General features: G+C 45.1%; 11 protein-coding genes and 2 pseudogenes. 12 read left to right on the top strand and 1 reads right to left on the bottom strand.

The window, feature by feature from the left end; all coding sequences use genetic code 11:
* Positions 1 to 73 precede the first annotated feature (73 nt).
* The 12 genes and pseudogenes from pta to TT11_RS04690 all read left to right on the top strand — a co-directional run bounded on the left by pta (position 74) and on the right by TT11_RS04690 (position 11,420).
* A pseudogene (gene pta, locus TT11_RS04745) lies at positions 74 to 2,219 on the top strand (phosphate acetyltransferase).
* A 367-nt stretch (positions 2,220 to 2,586) separates the two neighbouring features.
* Positions 2,587 to 3,060: a nicotinate-nicotinamide nucleotide adenylyltransferase gene (locus TT11_RS04740; RefSeq protein ID WP_261869257.1), complete on the top strand. Its 474-nt coding sequence runs from the start codon at positions 2,587 to 2,589 to the stop codon at positions 3,058 to 3,060.
* Positions 2,988 to 3,563, top strand: coding sequence for a hypothetical protein (locus TT11_RS04735; RefSeq protein WP_261869256.1), 576 nt, complete (start codon positions 2,988 to 2,990; stop codon positions 3,561 to 3,563). The genes TT11_RS04740 and TT11_RS04735 overlap by 73 nt, the downstream gene beginning before the upstream one ends.
* A gap of 130 nt (positions 3,564 to 3,693) precedes the next feature.
* A complete protein-coding gene (gene rsfS / locus TT11_RS04730) occupies positions 3,694 to 4,107 on the top strand; it encodes a ribosome silencing factor (RefSeq protein ID WP_057758112.1) in 414 nt (137 codons plus the stop codon).
* Positions 4,108 to 4,321: 214 nt separating this feature from the next.
* Positions 4,322 to 5,101, top strand: a complete 780-nt coding sequence (locus TT11_RS04725; protein ID WP_261869254.1) for an MOSC domain-containing protein — start codon at positions 4,322 to 4,324, stop codon at positions 5,099 to 5,101.
* A 157-nt stretch (positions 5,102 to 5,258) separates the two neighbouring features.
* On the top strand, positions 5,259 to 6,581 hold the full coding sequence (locus TT11_RS04720) for an APC family permease (protein WP_261869253.1): 1,323 nt from the start codon (positions 5,259 to 5,261) through the stop codon (positions 6,579 to 6,581).
* 172 nt (positions 6,582 to 6,753) lie between these two features.
* Positions 6,754 to 7,611 (top strand): N-acetylmuramoyl-L-alanine amidase, encoded by an 858-nt coding sequence (locus TT11_RS04715; protein ID WP_261869251.1) that lies wholly within the window; start codon positions 6,754 to 6,756, stop codon positions 7,609 to 7,611.
* A gap of 29 nt (positions 7,612 to 7,640) precedes the next feature.
* Positions 7,641 to 7,832 (top strand): hypothetical protein, encoded by a 192-nt coding sequence (locus TT11_RS04710; protein WP_261869249.1) that lies wholly within the window; start codon positions 7,641 to 7,643, stop codon positions 7,830 to 7,832.
* Positions 7,833 to 8,226: 394 nt separating this feature from the next.
* Complete coding sequence (gene kbl, locus TT11_RS04705; RefSeq protein ID WP_261869248.1) at positions 8,227 to 9,417, top strand: glycine C-acetyltransferase; 1,191 nt, start codon at positions 8,227 to 8,229, stop codon at positions 9,415 to 9,417.
* 58 nt (positions 9,418 to 9,475) lie between these two features.
* A complete protein-coding gene (gene tdh / locus TT11_RS04700; protein ID WP_261869247.1) occupies positions 9,476 to 10,501 on the top strand; it encodes an L-threonine 3-dehydrogenase in 1,026 nt (341 codons plus the stop codon).
* Between the two features lie 119 nt (positions 10,502 to 10,620).
* Positions 10,621 to 10,809, top strand: coding sequence for a hypothetical protein (locus TT11_RS04695; protein ID WP_261869245.1), 189 nt, complete (start codon positions 10,621 to 10,623; stop codon positions 10,807 to 10,809).
* A 71-nt stretch (positions 10,810 to 10,880) separates the two neighbouring features.
* Entirely contained in the window at positions 10,881 to 11,420 is a 540-nt protein-coding gene (locus TT11_RS04690) for an MltR family transcriptional regulator (protein ID WP_261869243.1), read from the top strand.
* 85 nt (positions 11,421 to 11,505) lie between these two features.
* On the opposite strand, the pseudogene purL reads toward TT11_RS04690, so the two are convergent.
* A pseudogene (gene purL / locus TT11_RS16635) lies at positions 11,506 to 15,534 on the bottom strand (phosphoribosylformylglycinamidine synthase).
* Positions 15,535 to 15,559 lie beyond the last annotated feature (25 nt).

Genomic DNA, 15,559 nt, shown 5'->3' with positions numbered 1-15,559 from the left:
GTTTTTATACTGCATTTCTTATGCTGCTCAAAATGACTCGACGTCTAAAATAAAATAAATTGTAGGACACATTATGCAAACCATTTTACTTGTTCCCATTAGTCGCGGTATCGGTGTGACATCAGCCGCACTAGCTAATCCGTGCCTTTGATTATAACGGTATCAAAGCGGGCTTTATGAAGCCGTTTTTGCAAGATGATACGCTAGACAAACAGCACAGCTTAGACAGCTCAAGCGCATTGACCATGCACGCATTTGGCTTAAATCCGCCTGACTCTATCAGCCGTCAACACGTCGAGCGTATGCTAGGCGATGACAATCTTGATGACTTGATGGAAGAAGTGATTGCCAATTTTCATACGATTGATGATGGTCATGACGTGATTATCTGTGAAGGTCTGGTGCCAACCACTGAGACCTCTTATGCTTCACAAATTAACCGTGCACTTGCCCATGCGCTCGATGCCAAGATTATATTTGTCAGTACCGCTGACATCAGCAAACCTGCTTATTTAGCAGACAAACTAGATGTCCATGCCCGTGAGTTTGGCGGTGTCATCGATTCACGGACGCTCGGTGTAATATTGATGCGGGTACAGGACGTGCCGAACACCTTTGATAATCAACCTGTCGCGCCGGGTGAGGCCGTTGTCAGCTTAGATCCGAACTTCCTACAAGAGGTTCAGCGTCTATCGCCTTCGTTTAATACCGAAGTGTTCCGCCTTATCGGTGTTGTCCCTTTTAGTGACTCGTTGTCTGTGCCTCGTACATGGGATATCGCAACAGAGCTTGATGCGACTTGGTTAAATGTTGGTGAAGCAAAGACACGTCGTATCAACCGTATCAGCCTAACCGCTCGCTCAGTGGCGCGCGTCAATGAAGTCTTTAAGCGTGGTACGTTAATGGTCGTGCCTGGCGATCGTGATGACTTGCTATTGGCTGCTGGATTGGCCTGTATCAATGGAATTCCATTGGCAGGTCTAGTATTGACAGGTGGTATCACCCCAAGCGATACAGTTGCTGAGCTTTGGCAATCAGCGCTCAAAACTGGCATACCAGTCATGAGTGTCGAAAGCGACAGCTACGAAACGGTACAGAGCCTGATGCATATGAGTTCTGAGATTCCGAGTGATGATACAGAACGTGCTGATGAAGTGGCTCGTTATGTGGCTGCTCATTTGGATCTAAGCTGGATTAAAGAATACTTCAGCCGTAATCATGAGCCGCGTCTGTCACCATCAGCGTTTCGCCATCAATTGGTCAAAAAAATCACAACACGCTAAAAAGCGTATTGTGCTGCCAGAAGGCGCGGAGCCACGTACCGTCGAAGCGGCTTGTATCTGTCAGAGTCGCGGTATCGCCAACTGCGTACTACTTGCTAAGCGTAGTGACGTTGAGCAAGTGGCCAAAAACCGTGATCTAACGCTACCTGAAGGGTTAGAAATTATCGATCCTGATAACCTCGATATGAGCAAATATATCGCCGCTGTCGTAGAGCGTCGTAAAGGTAAAACCACTGCGGAAGTCGCTGCTGAATACCTAAAAGACACGGTCTATTTAGGTACTATCATGCTCCAACTAGACGAAGTAGATGGTCTGGTCTCAGGTGCGATTCATACCACTGCCAATACAGTACGCCCAGCATTCCAGTTGATTAAGACCGCGCCGCAGTACTCACTCGTGTCATCAGTGTTCTTTATGCTGCTACCTGAGCAAGTGGTCGTCTATGGTGACTGTGCGATCAACCTGATCCTAATGCTGAAGAGCTGGCAGAGATTGCCATTCAATCAGCACAGTCTGCTGCTGCCTTTGGTATCGATCCAAAAGTTGCAATGATCAGCTACTCTACTGGCTCATCAGGCGCAGGCGCAGATGTCGAAAAAGTCGCCCGTGCAACCCAAATCGTTCGCGAGCGCGCACCAGACCTCAAGGTCGACGGCCCGCTACAGTATGATGCGGCGTCTGTCATGAGCGTCGGTAAACAAAAAGCGCCTGACTCACCTGTTGCTGGACAAGCCAATGTCTTTATCTTTCCTGATCTTAACACTGGTAACACGACGTATAAAGCGGTACAGCGTAGTGCCAACGTCGTCAGTGTCGGCCCTATGCTACAGGGTCTGAATAAACCAGTGAATGATTTATCACGTGGTGCCTTGGTTGACGATATCGTCTATACCATCGCGTTAACTGCCATTCAAGCTTATAGCGATTTGATTTAATCGCTGTAAGGCTCGCTAATTAAAGTCCTATACAAAGCCGACTATCATTATGATGGTCGGTTTTTTTTATTGGTGCTGTGGTGGTATAGTCAAAGTATCTCAAAAACGATACGGTACTGCTAATATCAATTTTTGCAGCCTCTGTCTGCGCAGGCACAGCAAGCAAAAAAAATTGATTTAACAGTGCATAATGTAGCGGTATTAATTTTCACTGACTATAGGTGGTGATAGATAGTGATGACAGATGCTCGCCTGCCCTCTACAATAGCCCTATCATCAAATTATTTACCCTAAAAAAGGTCAGCTAGTAAAAGAGCAAGGTGCATCAACGACCACATGCGCCCTATCTACTTTTATACATTTATTTATGCCAAATACGAGCAACAGCCCTCAAGAAAAAACACATACACCTGCCATTCGTGCTTATCTTGGCGGCTCGTTCGATCCAGTACATAATGGTCATTTAGAAGTCGCGATGTCTGTCTATCAGCACCTACTACCAATCGCAACGCGGCTACAGCGTGCCCTGCATGTGTCCTTATTACCCAATGCACGCTCGCCATTTAAGACACAAAGTACAGATCCTAACCATCGCTTAGCGATGTTAAAGCTGGCGACAGAGAATACGCCGATACAGATCAATGAGTTAGAGCTGTGGCAAGCACCGCCTGTCTATACGATCGACAGCGTACGCACATTAAGACAGCAATATCCTAATGACAGTTTGATATTTATTATGGGTATGGACAGCGCCCATAGTTTGGATAAATGGAAAGATGCTTACGTCTCACTGACCATGTTAATCTATGGGTGTTTAATCGTCAGAGCAGTACCGATGTGAGCGATGGCATTAGCGAAAAATTTTCTGACAGCACTATCTCTTCTGAAAACAATACAGCGACTACGGAAGATATTGCCGTTCTACAATCGCAATTGCCATTGTCGTTGCAACCTCATATAACAGATTCACCTATCGAGCTGTTAACTCAAACCATTCAGCGCTCGTCAGATAGCTCAAACTCAAACAGTACTAATCCAAATAGTACTGATCTGACTAGCACTGACTTAAAAAGCACTGACTTGAAAAATGCCAATCAAGGACGCATTTATATAGATTCGAGACCTATTACTGCGGTATCAAGCACACAAATACGTGAGCTGCTACACAAACTAGACGATCTAACAAATAAAATGCCAGTCGCTGAGAGGCAAATCGCATCTATAGCATCAATAAATGATATCATTAGCAATACTGAATCTAATCCATTAGCTAAATGGCTAAATCCTGCTGTTTATCAATATATTATCGCCCATCAGCTATATTCTGCTGCTCAATTCCGTTAAAATCGCCTTATCTATGTCATTTTGCTATCCTGTCTCTATGCGTGACTGACAACATATGATCAGTCGGATAAGACAAATTGACGTTTTACCACTTTATTTTACATATTTACGATTCAAGAGATTAAAATTTATGACCAACACCATGACTGCAGAACGTCTAACAGAATGCTTGACCCTAGTACAAAGCGCTCTAGATGATATGAAAGCAAAGAACATCACTGTAATGAATGTAGAAGAGTTGACTGACGTAACAGAGCGCATCATCATCGCTGATGGTACCTCAAAGCGTCATGTACGTGCGATGGCTGATAGCGTTGGCGCTGAAGCTAAGCAAGCTGGTTTTATGCCACTTGGCCGTGAAGGCGGCATCGACTCTGACTGGACGTTGATTGATTTGGGCGCGGTTGTCGTCCACATGATGACGCCACAAGCGCGTGAGTTTTATGACTTAGAAGGCCTATGGTCATCACCTGAGCAATTGGCTGAGCTAGTTGCTACGCCGCGCGAAAAGAAAACTGCGGGTCGTCGTAACAAAAACAAATAAGCTTATCAGTGACGATATTCGTTCAAGGTTAAGAGACGCTCCATCAAAAAGACCAGAATACTTATTCTGGTCTTTTTTTATGTAAATTTTATGGTGATGAACCAGTATAATCAGATACATCATTGAGTACAGATAAGCTCATTTCATATTAGTATTTATTAGCCGCTAAAATTAAGCCGCCTTAGCCTATTCATTTTACCTATTAGGAAACCTTATGAGCGCAGAATCGATCACGTCATCACCTGAGCAAACTTCAACAGACTTTAACCAAGACTTGCCCCTACATATCGCTACCCTCACTTGTGCTCGCGCTGGTAAGTCTATGCCATTTGCTCGTGAAGAAATGAGCGCCATTGATAAAGCACCTATCAAATCTCCTGTCGCCGTCAACTTTATGGGCTTAACCACTGATGAACAGGCTGACCGCAAGCATCATGGTGGCCCACTCAAAGCCGTGCATCAGCTAGCGCCTGCAACATATGAAAGAATCAATGCAGAATTCAGTTTAAAGGTTCGCGTCGGTACGCTAGGAGAAAACCTTACGACTGAAGCTATCAATGGTCTGCCTGAAATGACCGAATCTATGGTTTGTATTGGCGATGTTTTTCAATATGGTGGGCATTTTGAAAGCGATCAAGACATTAGTAATGATGATGCTAGCGTTCAGTTACGTATCGTCCAACCGCGACGCCCCTGCTACAAAATCAATGACCAAATCGGCCAATTTACCAAAGTACCAAATATCGCAGCATGGGTCAGCAAGCAAGGTATCTCTGGCTGGTACTTCCAAGTCGTCCGTGATGGCATTATAGACGCTGATCTACCCGTGTATTTGGTTAAGCGCCCTTATCCGTTTGCAACACTTGAGACACTGTGGCAACTGGCAAACTCAAAAGAAAAGTTTGATGCCAATGTGATTGAACCGTGGCTCGCGATTGACTGTTTAGAGGACAGTTGGAAAAAGGTTCTGGCTAAAAAAATCCAACAGGATTGAAAAGGTAACACTCAACAAAAACCTTTAATATGACTTTTCTATTTATAAAAGATAGCCACTACCCTGCGTAATGGCGTCACAAGGTTTTTCATGTTCTATGTCAGTTCCATAATAAACACTCTCTCCTTCTACATCTTTGATCGTGAAGGAGCACTCCATGAGTGAACAGACAGGAAGTATCAGCTACTTACAAGCGATAGCGATTAGCGTTGGTGCGATCATCGGCTGGGGCGCTTATGTCATGCCAGGCGATTTGTTTTTGCCACAGTCGCAACTATTAGGCTCTTCTGTTGCTATTATTATCGGTACTTTAGCCATCTATATGGTTGCGCGTGCCTATATTAATTTGCTGACTCAAACGCCAGAGAACGAGTCAGGCGGTATCTATTGGATTGAAAAATACATCAATCGCAAGCATGCCTATATCTATGGTTGGGGCGTCACGATAGGCTATATCTCTATTATCGCGCTCAATATATCAGCCGTCGCTTTGCTACTGCGCTATCTGTTACCTAGCGGCTTACAATTAGGTTATCTGTATACGATTGCTGGTTGGGAAGTCTACGCCAGTGAAGTGTTCTTATGCAGCGCGGCTATTATTTTATTCAGTTATATCAATCTAAAAGGTGTACGAGTCGGCGCAAAAATCCAACTCTATATCGCCCTCTTTATGATTCTATCAGTCACCGCGCTGTTTTTTGCCTCACTTTGGATGACACCAACGACCCAAGCATTTTTGCCAACTGATATGTCTAGCAGCTCTATCACTAGTCTGGCATGGTTACCTATCTTGGCCGTTATGCCGTGGGCGTATGTCGGTTTTGAGACCACACCGCAAATTTCAAAGGCGATTAGCGATTCAAAAACCAAGACCAAAAGCATTATCCTAATTTCACTTATCGCTGGTGTGTTGTTTTACTTTTTAATCAACTACTTTACCGCGCTAAACATGAGCTTTGACTATCAAGCGATCAAAGACAGCCACTGGGCGACAGGTGAAGGCATAGACAATCGGATTGGTAGCATTGGCATCTGGCTGCTATCGATCGCTATGATTGGCTCGATAATGAGCGGTATCAACGGCTTTATATTGTCATCGGTTAAGCTCTTGGAATCTATGGGCGACACGTCATTATTGCCCAGCGTATTTACAGATAAACACAACCAATTCAGTAAGCAAAAGACCGTTATATTGATATGCTTGGTGTGCCTACTCTCTCCTTGGCTGGGTAGAAACTACCTACTCGATATCGTGACAATGGCGTCTTTGGGTATAACCGTTGGCTTCGCTTATGTCACGACCGCTGACCTCATCAATGAGCGAAAAAAAGAAACAAGCAGGCTTGCTAAATTATCTCTCTGTATTAATCAGTGTGGTCTTTATATCGCTATTACTGCTACCATTTTCACCAGCAGCGCTGTCGTTCAACGCTTATGTTTTGCTGGGATTCTTTATTCTGCTTGGGGCAATTGGTTATAAAAAAATCGCAGTCAATTCCAACGTTGATTCTGTCATTAATTAACGGCAAATAGCATTTACCTGTCGAGAGAGATAGACACCAGTAGCATCAAACGCAAACGCAAACGAAGCTATAACCGCAACTCTTCCTATATAGAGCATTTCATGGCAAAAAAACATTTCCTCGATTGCATTGGCATCAGTATTAATATCATCCTCTATGCTATCGCTCGTTGGCTGCGTAACAACGTCAACGCCGCAGTATGTAATCGATAGCGATAGCTACCAAGCAACTGGCAAAAGCGAGCGCATCAAAACCATCGTCCTGCACTATACAGTCTCTGATAATGAGCGCTCGATAAAGACATTGACCACAGGCAATGTGAGCGCGCACTATTTAGTATTAGACAACGATGACAATAGAATCTATAACCTCGTACCAGAGAGCGAGCGCGCATGGCATGCAGGTGATGGCGGCTTTGCAGGACGGACGATATTAAATGATACCTCTATCGGTATCGAGATCGTCAATAGCGGTATCAAGCCTGAATATCGAGACGCACTAAAAAAAATGGCACGCTCGACTATCACCCTTATGAGCACTATGTGGCATTTGATGAGTTGCAGATTAAAAAAAGTCGCACAACTGGTGCAAGATATCACCACGCGCTATGACATCTCACCGAAGAATATCATTGGTCACTCCGATATGGCACCCTCGCGCAAGATAGACCCTGGTGCAAAGTTCCCGTGGGAGCGACTGTATTTCGATTACGGTATCGGCGCTTGGTATGATGAATTTGATAAGCAATTCTTTATGAATCAAGAGGGATTTGCGTCGGCCACGATACCTGAAATCAAGCAAGCGTTTCGCAAGTATGGCTATCAAATCAACGATACCGATACGTGGGACAAGGCCAGTCGCGATGTCGTCTATGCGTTTCAGCTGCATTTCAGAGCGCAGCAGCCAACGGGTAATATGGATAGTGAGACCTATGCGATATTGCAGGCGCTAAATAAGAAATATGCTGGTCGGGATGATTTTTATTAAAGAATACAGACTATCAGGAGACATAAACCATGAATAATTCTCAAAAAGATGAGCAAAACGAACTACAAGAATATCTAGAAGAAAAAGCCAGACAGGAGCAGAAAAAGAAAGAGGAGCAAGAACCTGAGCCGCTTTCTGCCTATGATGCTTGTGTGCTAAAGGAAAGTGCCAAGATTCACGAGTTGATCGCTGAGGCTCAGAAGCGTCCCAAAGATGAATAACTGGATAGACAGTACTTATCAATGCTTACCACTCAAGATGATAAAGATGCGCAAGTTGATGTCTTATGTTTTGAGACATAGCTAAGCCGCTATGAAACCAATACCACAACTAAACAGCACTATATCACTTTATAAAAGAAGGCCTATCTACCAACTATTTAGGCTATTTATTGCGATAGGCTAATGATAAAATCACCGATCACAGGGTTATAGATAGTATCACTGCTCGCACCATCTCGTTGGCTTCCCGCATTATTGATTTTATCATTGGTTTTAATGATGGCTAGGATGCTGCACGGCTTTGATAGCTTGGCTTTGATAGCCTAGTTCTATGACCAGTCTCAATATCTCTATTATCAAACGAACACCAATAATACTAAAAAAAGGAATATTTATGTATCAAGCCTTTCAAAAACACCTACAACAAGAAATCAGCGATATACGCGCGGCAGGACTGTATAAAAACGAGCGCGTTATTACCTCTCCGCAAGATGCGCTCATCAAGATCGCCGATGGCCGTGAGATGCTTAACTTCTGTGCCAATAATTACCTTGGATTGTCTGACCACCCTGAGATTAAAAAGGCAGCTATCAAAGCCATCGAAGACTCAGGTTATGGCATGTCATCGGTGCGGTTTATTTGTGGTACGCAAGATTTGCATAAGCAATTAGAAGCGGCAATTTCTAAGTTCTTTAATACCGAAGATACAATTCTTTATGCCGCCTGTTTCGATGCCAATGGCGGTGCCTTTGAACCACTGCTAACCAGCGAAGATGCCATTATTTCTGATTCGTTAAATCATGCCTCAATCATCGATGGTGTGCGCCTGTGTAAAGCCGCGCGTTATCGCTACGCCAATGCGGATATGCAAGATTTAGAGACGCAATTACAAGCGGCGCAAGCACAGCGTTTTCGTTTGATTGTGACCGATGGTGTGTTTTCAATGGATGGTAACGTAGCGCCAATGGATGAGATTCATGCGTTGGCACAAAAATATGATGCCATGGTCATGATTGACGAATCGCATTCAGCAGGCGTAGTCGGTCGCACTGGTGGCGGCGTGACTGAATTGTTTGATCTACGTGGTGACATTGAGCTAATCACTGGCACTTTAGGCAAGGCATTTGGCGGTGCTATTGGCGGCTTTACCACGGGTAAAAAAGAAATGATTGAGATGCTACGTCAACGCTCACGCCCGTATCTATTTTCAAATTCTATTCCGCCTATGGTGGCTGCCGCTGGGGTAAAAGCGTTTGAGATGCTATCGCAAGACAATACCCTACAAGACCAATTGCATGAAAATACCGCCTATTTTGTGAAGCAAATGCAAGATGCAGGCTTCGATATCAAGCCTACTGAATCAGCTATTTGTGCGGTGATGCTCTATGATGCCAATATCTCGCAACAAATGGCAGACGCACTGCTTGAAGAAGGCATTTATGTGATTGGCTTCTTCTATCCTGTCGTACCCAAAAATGAAGCTCGCATTCGTGTGCAGCTCTCTGCTGCTCATACTCGCGAGCAGCTCGACCAGTGTATCGCCGCCTTTATCAAAGTCGCCAAGCAAATGAAAGTGATTGATTAAGCGTCGTTCGATATTTATCTAGATTCAATAATTAAATACAGTTAAACAAGAGAAAAGTATGAAAGCACTGGTTAAAGCTCATGCCGAAAAAGGCATCTGGATGCAAGATATGCCAGAACCAACGGTTGGCATCAATGACGTTAAAATTAAAATTAAAAAAACCGCCATTTGTGGCACAGACTTGCACATTTATAAGTGGGATGAGTGGTCACAAAAAACCATAAACACGCCGATGATTATCGGACATGAATACGTCGGTGTCATTAGTGAAATGGGCGATGGCGTCAAGCATCTTGAAGTAGGTGACCGAGTCACAGGCGAAGGCCATATCGCTTGCGGGCATTGCCGTAACTGCCGCCGTGGTAAGCTTCATGTGTGCGAAAACACCATCGGCGTGGGCGTTGACCGCGATGGCGCGTTTGCCGAATATTTGGTGATACCTGCCGATAATGTCATCAAACTCGATGAGCGTATCAGCGATGAGATGGCCGCCATTATGGACCCCTTTGGCAACGCCACGCATACTGCCCTATCATTTCCAGTACTTGGTGAAGATGTGCTAATCACGGGTGCAGGACTGATTGGTTCAATGGCAACGGCGATTTGTCGCTTCGCAGGGGCACGTAACATTGTGGTCAGTGATATTAGTGATTATCGCCTAGAGCTTGCCAAAAAAATGGGCGCAACGATGACCATCAATCCAGCCAAGGGTGAAACCATCGAAGGCGCTATTGATACGTTAAAAATGCACGGCTTTGATATTGGGCTTGAGATGTCAGGCTCGCCTCAGGCCTTTGATTCGATGATTAGCAATATGTATAACGGCTCTAAAATTGCGCTCTTGGGCATTTTGCCCAACACCACCACGGTGGACTGGAGCAAGATTATCTTCAAGGCGTTAACCCTAAAAGGTATCTATGGCCGCGAGATGTGGGAGACGTGGTATCAGATGGAGCAAATGCTGATTAGCGGTATTGATCTGTCGCCAATCATTACCCATCGCATGCACATCGATGACTTTCAAGAAGGCTTTGATATCATGGAAAGTGGGCAATGCGGTAAGGTAATTTTAAGCTGGGATTGATTTTAGCGATTCAGCATTTGGGTAGTCGTGGTTAGCTTTTAAATTGTCACGACTGATAGAACGGCACTGATTTCAGTGCCGTTTTTTTTATAGGGTAAAAATCATACGAGGGATAAACTATGGGCGATTCTGAAGCTGATAAACTTGAAAATTATTTAGCAGAAAAAGCCAAGCAAGATCAGGAAAAACAACAAGAGTCTGAGTCACTCTCTAACTATGATGCTTGTGTGCTAAAGGAAAGTGCTAAGATTCATGAGTTGATTGCTGAGGCTCGGAAGAAAACTAATCAGCGTTCAGAGAATGAGTAGTTAGATGAAAATATATTTGAAACATTAATTGAAAGATAACCCTTTAACTTTTGAAAAGTCAGGACTATGTAATGAAAAGTCAAGAATACTTAGCACTTGAACAAATGATTGCTTCAGCAAATACAGAATCTGATAGAGGTTGTGCACTTATACTCTCGTCAAACTTAGAGAATAGACTGGGCAATCTTATAAAAAGACTGTGTATAAATTTACCGAAAGAGATAGAAAAAAAATTATTTTCTGGAACAGGTAGTTTTTCTACATTTTCTTCTAGAGTAGATACTTGCTATGCCCTAGGACAAATCGGTGAAGAAGAATATCGTGATTTAAACTTAATCCGAAAAATTCGTAATGAGTTCGCGCATACCGAGGGTGAACTTACATTTGAATCTCATTCCATTAAGTCTCGTTGTTCTGAATTTAACTTGGTCAAGGAAGCCGAAACAGATCATCCTTCATTAGTGCACCATTTCTCTAAACCGAGAGACAAGTTTCAGATTCTAGTTTTCAGTTTATGTCTTACTATTTTAGATCGTAGTGAGAAGTTATCTAATAACAGACCAATTACACCTACATCGAACTCTATACTTCCTAGAAACAATGCTAAGTAGTTAAAACCCCAAACACGAAAAAGGTAAGCTTTGCGCTCACCTTTTTTTACATCTAAAATAATACTTTAAGCTAACTTAGCTTAGCCTATCTAAACCAAGCACGGGCGTTACGGAACATACGCATCCACGCGCCGTCTTCGTCCCACTCTTCTGGTTTCCAGCTATGGTTATACGCTTTTAGGTTACGCTCAGGATGCGGCATCATGATAGTAACGCGACCATCAGTGCTACACAGACCCGTGACACCGCCGAGCGAACCGTTTGGATTGAGCGGATAAGTCTCGGTTGGATGACCTTGGCTGTCGACATAACGCATCGCAAGCTGACCGTGTTTTGCCATACCGTCGATTTCTGTGTTGTCTAGCGTGGCGTAACCTTCACCATGCGCCACAGCGATTGGCAAGATACTGTCTTGCATACCTTTGAACAGGATCGACTTGGTACGCTCAACTTTTACATTGACGGTACGCGCTTCAAAACGAGCTGATTTGTTTGCGACGAAACGTGGGAAGTTTTCTGCACCTGGGATAAGGTCTTTGAGCTGTGCCATCATCTGACAACCGTTACAGACACCCAAGCTAAAGGTATTAGGACGGGCAAAGAAGCGCACAAACTGCATGCGTAGCTCGTCATGGAACAAGATAGAGTTTGCCCAGCCAGAGCCAGCGCCCAGTACATCACCATAACTAAAGCCACCACAAGCGACCAGTCCGTCGAAGTCACGTAGGTTGATACGGCCACTGAGTAGATCACTCATGTGTACATCGACCGCTTCAAAGCCAGCTTGAGTAAAGCCTGCTGCCATCTCTGTCTGACCATTGACGCCTTGCTCACGGAGGATTGCAACTCTTGGTTTATTCTCGCGACTGGCTAAATAGGGTTCTTCGACCTTTTTGATTCAGATCAAAGTTTGGCGCTGCGATAAGGCCTTTATGATTAGTATCGGCAATCAAGTCATACTCTTGCTGTACGCAGGCTGGATTATCACGGCGACGCGCGATTTGATAGCTGACCTGCGTCCACGCTTGCTGTAATTCAGCACGGCTAAAGCGTAAGGTGTCATCACCCATGAGCGTTGGCGTTTGGATTAGTAAGCTGTCTTCTTCAGAGCTTTGACCGACGAGGCTTAGCATATCGCTGACGTTGTTTTGCTCTGCCAATTGCATTAAAGCAGCGACGTTTTCTGGTAATACTTGGATGACCGCACCCAGCTCTTCACTGAATAGCTGACCGAGTAAGTTGTCATCATTTAATGACAGCTTGATACCCTGACGGCCGGTGAACTGCATCTCTGCGATGGTCGCTAATAGACCGCCATCACCGATATCGTGATAAGCGCTGATGACGCCTTGCTCATTACCCGCTTGGATAAAGTTAAAGAAGTCGATCAAGTCGCTTGGCTGCGCCAAATCTGGGCAGTCGTTACCTAATTGGCTAAGCGTCTGCGCAAGGATTGAACCACCTAAACGCAATTTACCTTTAGACAAGTCAATGCGGTAGAACGCGCTGTCGCCATTGATTAGCTCAGGGGTTAGCGTTTTTGAGACGTCAACGACAGGAGCAAAGGCCGTAATCACCAAGCTCATAGGTGACACGACTGATTTGTCTTTGCTTTCGCCATTGTCGTTATCAGTCCAGTTGGCACGCATCGATAGCGAATCTTTACCGACTGGAATCGCGATACCCAATGCTGGGCACAGCTCTTCGCCGACTGTATAGACCGCGTCAAACAATGCTGCATCTTCTGCATCATCACCACATGCTGCCATCCAGTTCGCTGACATGGTGATATCAGACAACTGAGCAATACGCGCACCAGCGATGTTAGTAATCGCTTCACCGACTGCTAGACGTGCAGAAGCTTTTGGACTGATAAGTGCAACAGGCGTACGCTCACCGACACTCATGGCTTCGCCAGTCATTGGCTGACCACCTAGTGCCACTAAGCCTGATGCCGTCACCGCACAATCCGATACAGGCACTTGATAGCGACCCACATACTGATCACGCACGACCATACCCGTGATAGAACGGTCACCAATGCTGATCAAGAATGATTTGCTAGCGACCGTTGGGTGACGCAATACATCGGTGATTGATTCAGCTAGATTCACATCACTAAGCTCTAATGCTGGTAACGTGCCCTCAGTACGCTCAAAGCTACGCTGCATTTTTGGTGTACCACCGAGCAGTACTTGCATTGGCATATCGACTGGTTGCTCGTCCAATAGCTCATCATCAACGATTAGCTGACGAATATCAGTCGCCTCGCCCAAGATGGCATATGGGCAGCGCTCACGAGCACAGATGGCATCGAACTGATCTTTGCTCTCTGGACGAATCGCGAGGACATAACGCTCTTGCGCTTCGTTTGACCAGATGGCCATTGGCGACATGCCAGCTTCTAATGATGGAATCTTACGCAAGTTCAGATGCGCGCCCATTTCATGGTCATTGACCAGCTCTGGCATTGCATTAGACAGACCACCTGCCCCGACATCATGTAGTGAAACGATTGGGTTGCCGTCTTTACTGTTATTGCTTACATCGACATCATCGCCCGACTCTTCATTACCAGCTAAGGCCCAGCAGCGATCAAGGACTTCTTGGCAACGACGCTCCATTTCAGCGTTATCGCGCTGAACTGAGGCAAAGTCTAAACCTTCATCAAGGTCACCACTATCGACTGACGATGCGGCACCGCCGCCCAGACCGATTTGCATCGCAGGGCCACCAAGGACGATTAGCAAATCGCCTTTTTTTGATTGCATTCTTTTCAATCAGGTTGCGTTTGATATTGCCGTAACCACCTGCCAGCATGATTGGCTTATGATAGCCCCGCATCTCGCTACCGTCTTTTGCGGCAGAAGTGTCTAGCTGAAAACTACGGAAGTAACCGCATAGATTTGGACGACCAAACTCGTTTGAGAAGTTGGCACTGCCTAATGGCGCTTCGGTCATGATCTCAAGGCTGGTTGCCATACGATCTGGCGTGCCATAAGCCTGAGTGCTCAATTGACCTGACTGCTCCCACTTTTCGCTAAGCTCTGGGATATGCAGATGTGATACGTGGAACCCTGTTAGGCCCGCTTTTGGCTTGCCGCCACGACCAGTCGCGCCTTCGTCACGAATCTCACCGCCAGCACCTGTTGCCGCACCAGAGTAAGGGGCAATCGCTGTTGGGTGATTGTGCGTCTCAACTTTCATTAAGATATCGATGTTTTCTTGATGAAAGTCGTAAGGATGGATTGAATTGGCATCCATTGCGTCAATCGGAATAGGATAAAAACGCATACCATCAGACCCAGCCATCACCGCAGCGTTGTCTTTGTACGCTGACAAGATGCCTTGCGGGTTCGACTGGTACGTGTTTTTAATCATTTGGAACAGTGACTTTGGTTGTACGTCACCATCAACTGTCCACTGGGCATTAAAGATCTTATGACGGCAATGCTCTGAGTTGGCCTGTGCAAACATCATCAGCTCAACGTCAGTTGGGTTGCGTTTCAACTCATTGACGTACGCATTCATTAGATAGTCGATATCTTCACTGGATAACGCAAAGCCGAACTCGGTATTGGCCGATTCTAGTGCTGACTGACCTTGTCCGATCACATCGATATGATTTAGTGATGCTGGCGATTGATCATCAAACAATTTGCTGACATCGCTCAAGTCATAAACCAAGCTCTGAGTCATACGGTCAAACAATAACTGCTCAGCGTCTACTGGTAGTTTTTCGCCTGCGTCACCGTCTGTTTTTTTCATCAAGGGTTAACGTATAAACGACAACACGCTCAACACGATTAATCTCGATTTCACAGTTATTAAAGATATCTGTCGCTTTACTTGCCCATGGCGATATCGTACCAAAACGTGGCCCAACGATGACTTGTAGTTGGTTGTCTTGCGGCGCATTTAGCGTTGCTGACTGGTCAACCGCTAGTAAATCTAGCGCTTTTTTATGTTCATCACCAGATAGCTCTCGTGATAGCACATACACTTGCTGTGTACTTATTTGACTGACATTTAGCTCGGTTTTTTGCTGAAACTGACTGATGAGTTGCTGCGTCTGAAAATCGGTAAGAAACGGTTGTCCGGCGATGGTCATCATAAAGGCATAATCCGTAAGATCAAGG

It is taken from the genome of Psychrobacter sp. JCM 18901, assembly GCF_000586435.1.
GTDB lineage: Bacteria > Pseudomonadota > Gammaproteobacteria > Pseudomonadales > Moraxellaceae > Psychrobacter.
Note: the sequence above shows the minus strand (reverse complement) of the source record. Positions and strands in the feature narration are given on the sequence as shown.

Coding starts and splice junctions, on each gene's coding strand:
- TT11_RS04740 (WP_261869257.1), top strand. CDS start 2,587: ATGCCAAATACGAGCAACAGCCCTCAAGAAAAAACACATACACCTGCC.
- TT11_RS04735 (WP_261869256.1), top strand. CDS start 2,988: ATGGAAAGATGCTTACGTCTCACTGACCATGTTAATCTATGGGTGTTT.
- rsfS (WP_057758112.1), top strand. CDS start 3,694: ATGACCAACACCATGACTGCAGAACGTCTAACAGAATGCTTGACCCTA.
- TT11_RS04725 (WP_261869254.1), top strand. CDS start 4,322: ATGAGCGCAGAATCGATCACGTCATCACCTGAGCAAACTTCAACAGAC.
- TT11_RS04720 (WP_261869253.1), top strand. CDS start 5,259: ATGAGTGAACAGACAGGAAGTATCAGCTACTTACAAGCGATAGCGATT.
- TT11_RS04710 (WP_261869249.1), top strand. CDS start 7,641: ATGAATAATTCTCAAAAAGATGAGCAAAACGAACTACAAGAATATCTA.
- kbl (WP_261869248.1), top strand. CDS start 8,227: ATGTATCAAGCCTTTCAAAAACACCTACAACAAGAAATCAGCGATATA.
- tdh (WP_261869247.1), top strand. CDS start 9,476: ATGAAAGCACTGGTTAAAGCTCATGCCGAAAAAGGCATCTGGATGCAA.
- TT11_RS04695 (WP_261869245.1), top strand. CDS start 10,621: ATGGGCGATTCTGAAGCTGATAAACTTGAAAATTATTTAGCAGAAAAA.
- TT11_RS04690 (WP_261869243.1), top strand. CDS start 10,881: ATGAAAAGTCAAGAATACTTAGCACTTGAACAAATGATTGCTTCAGCA.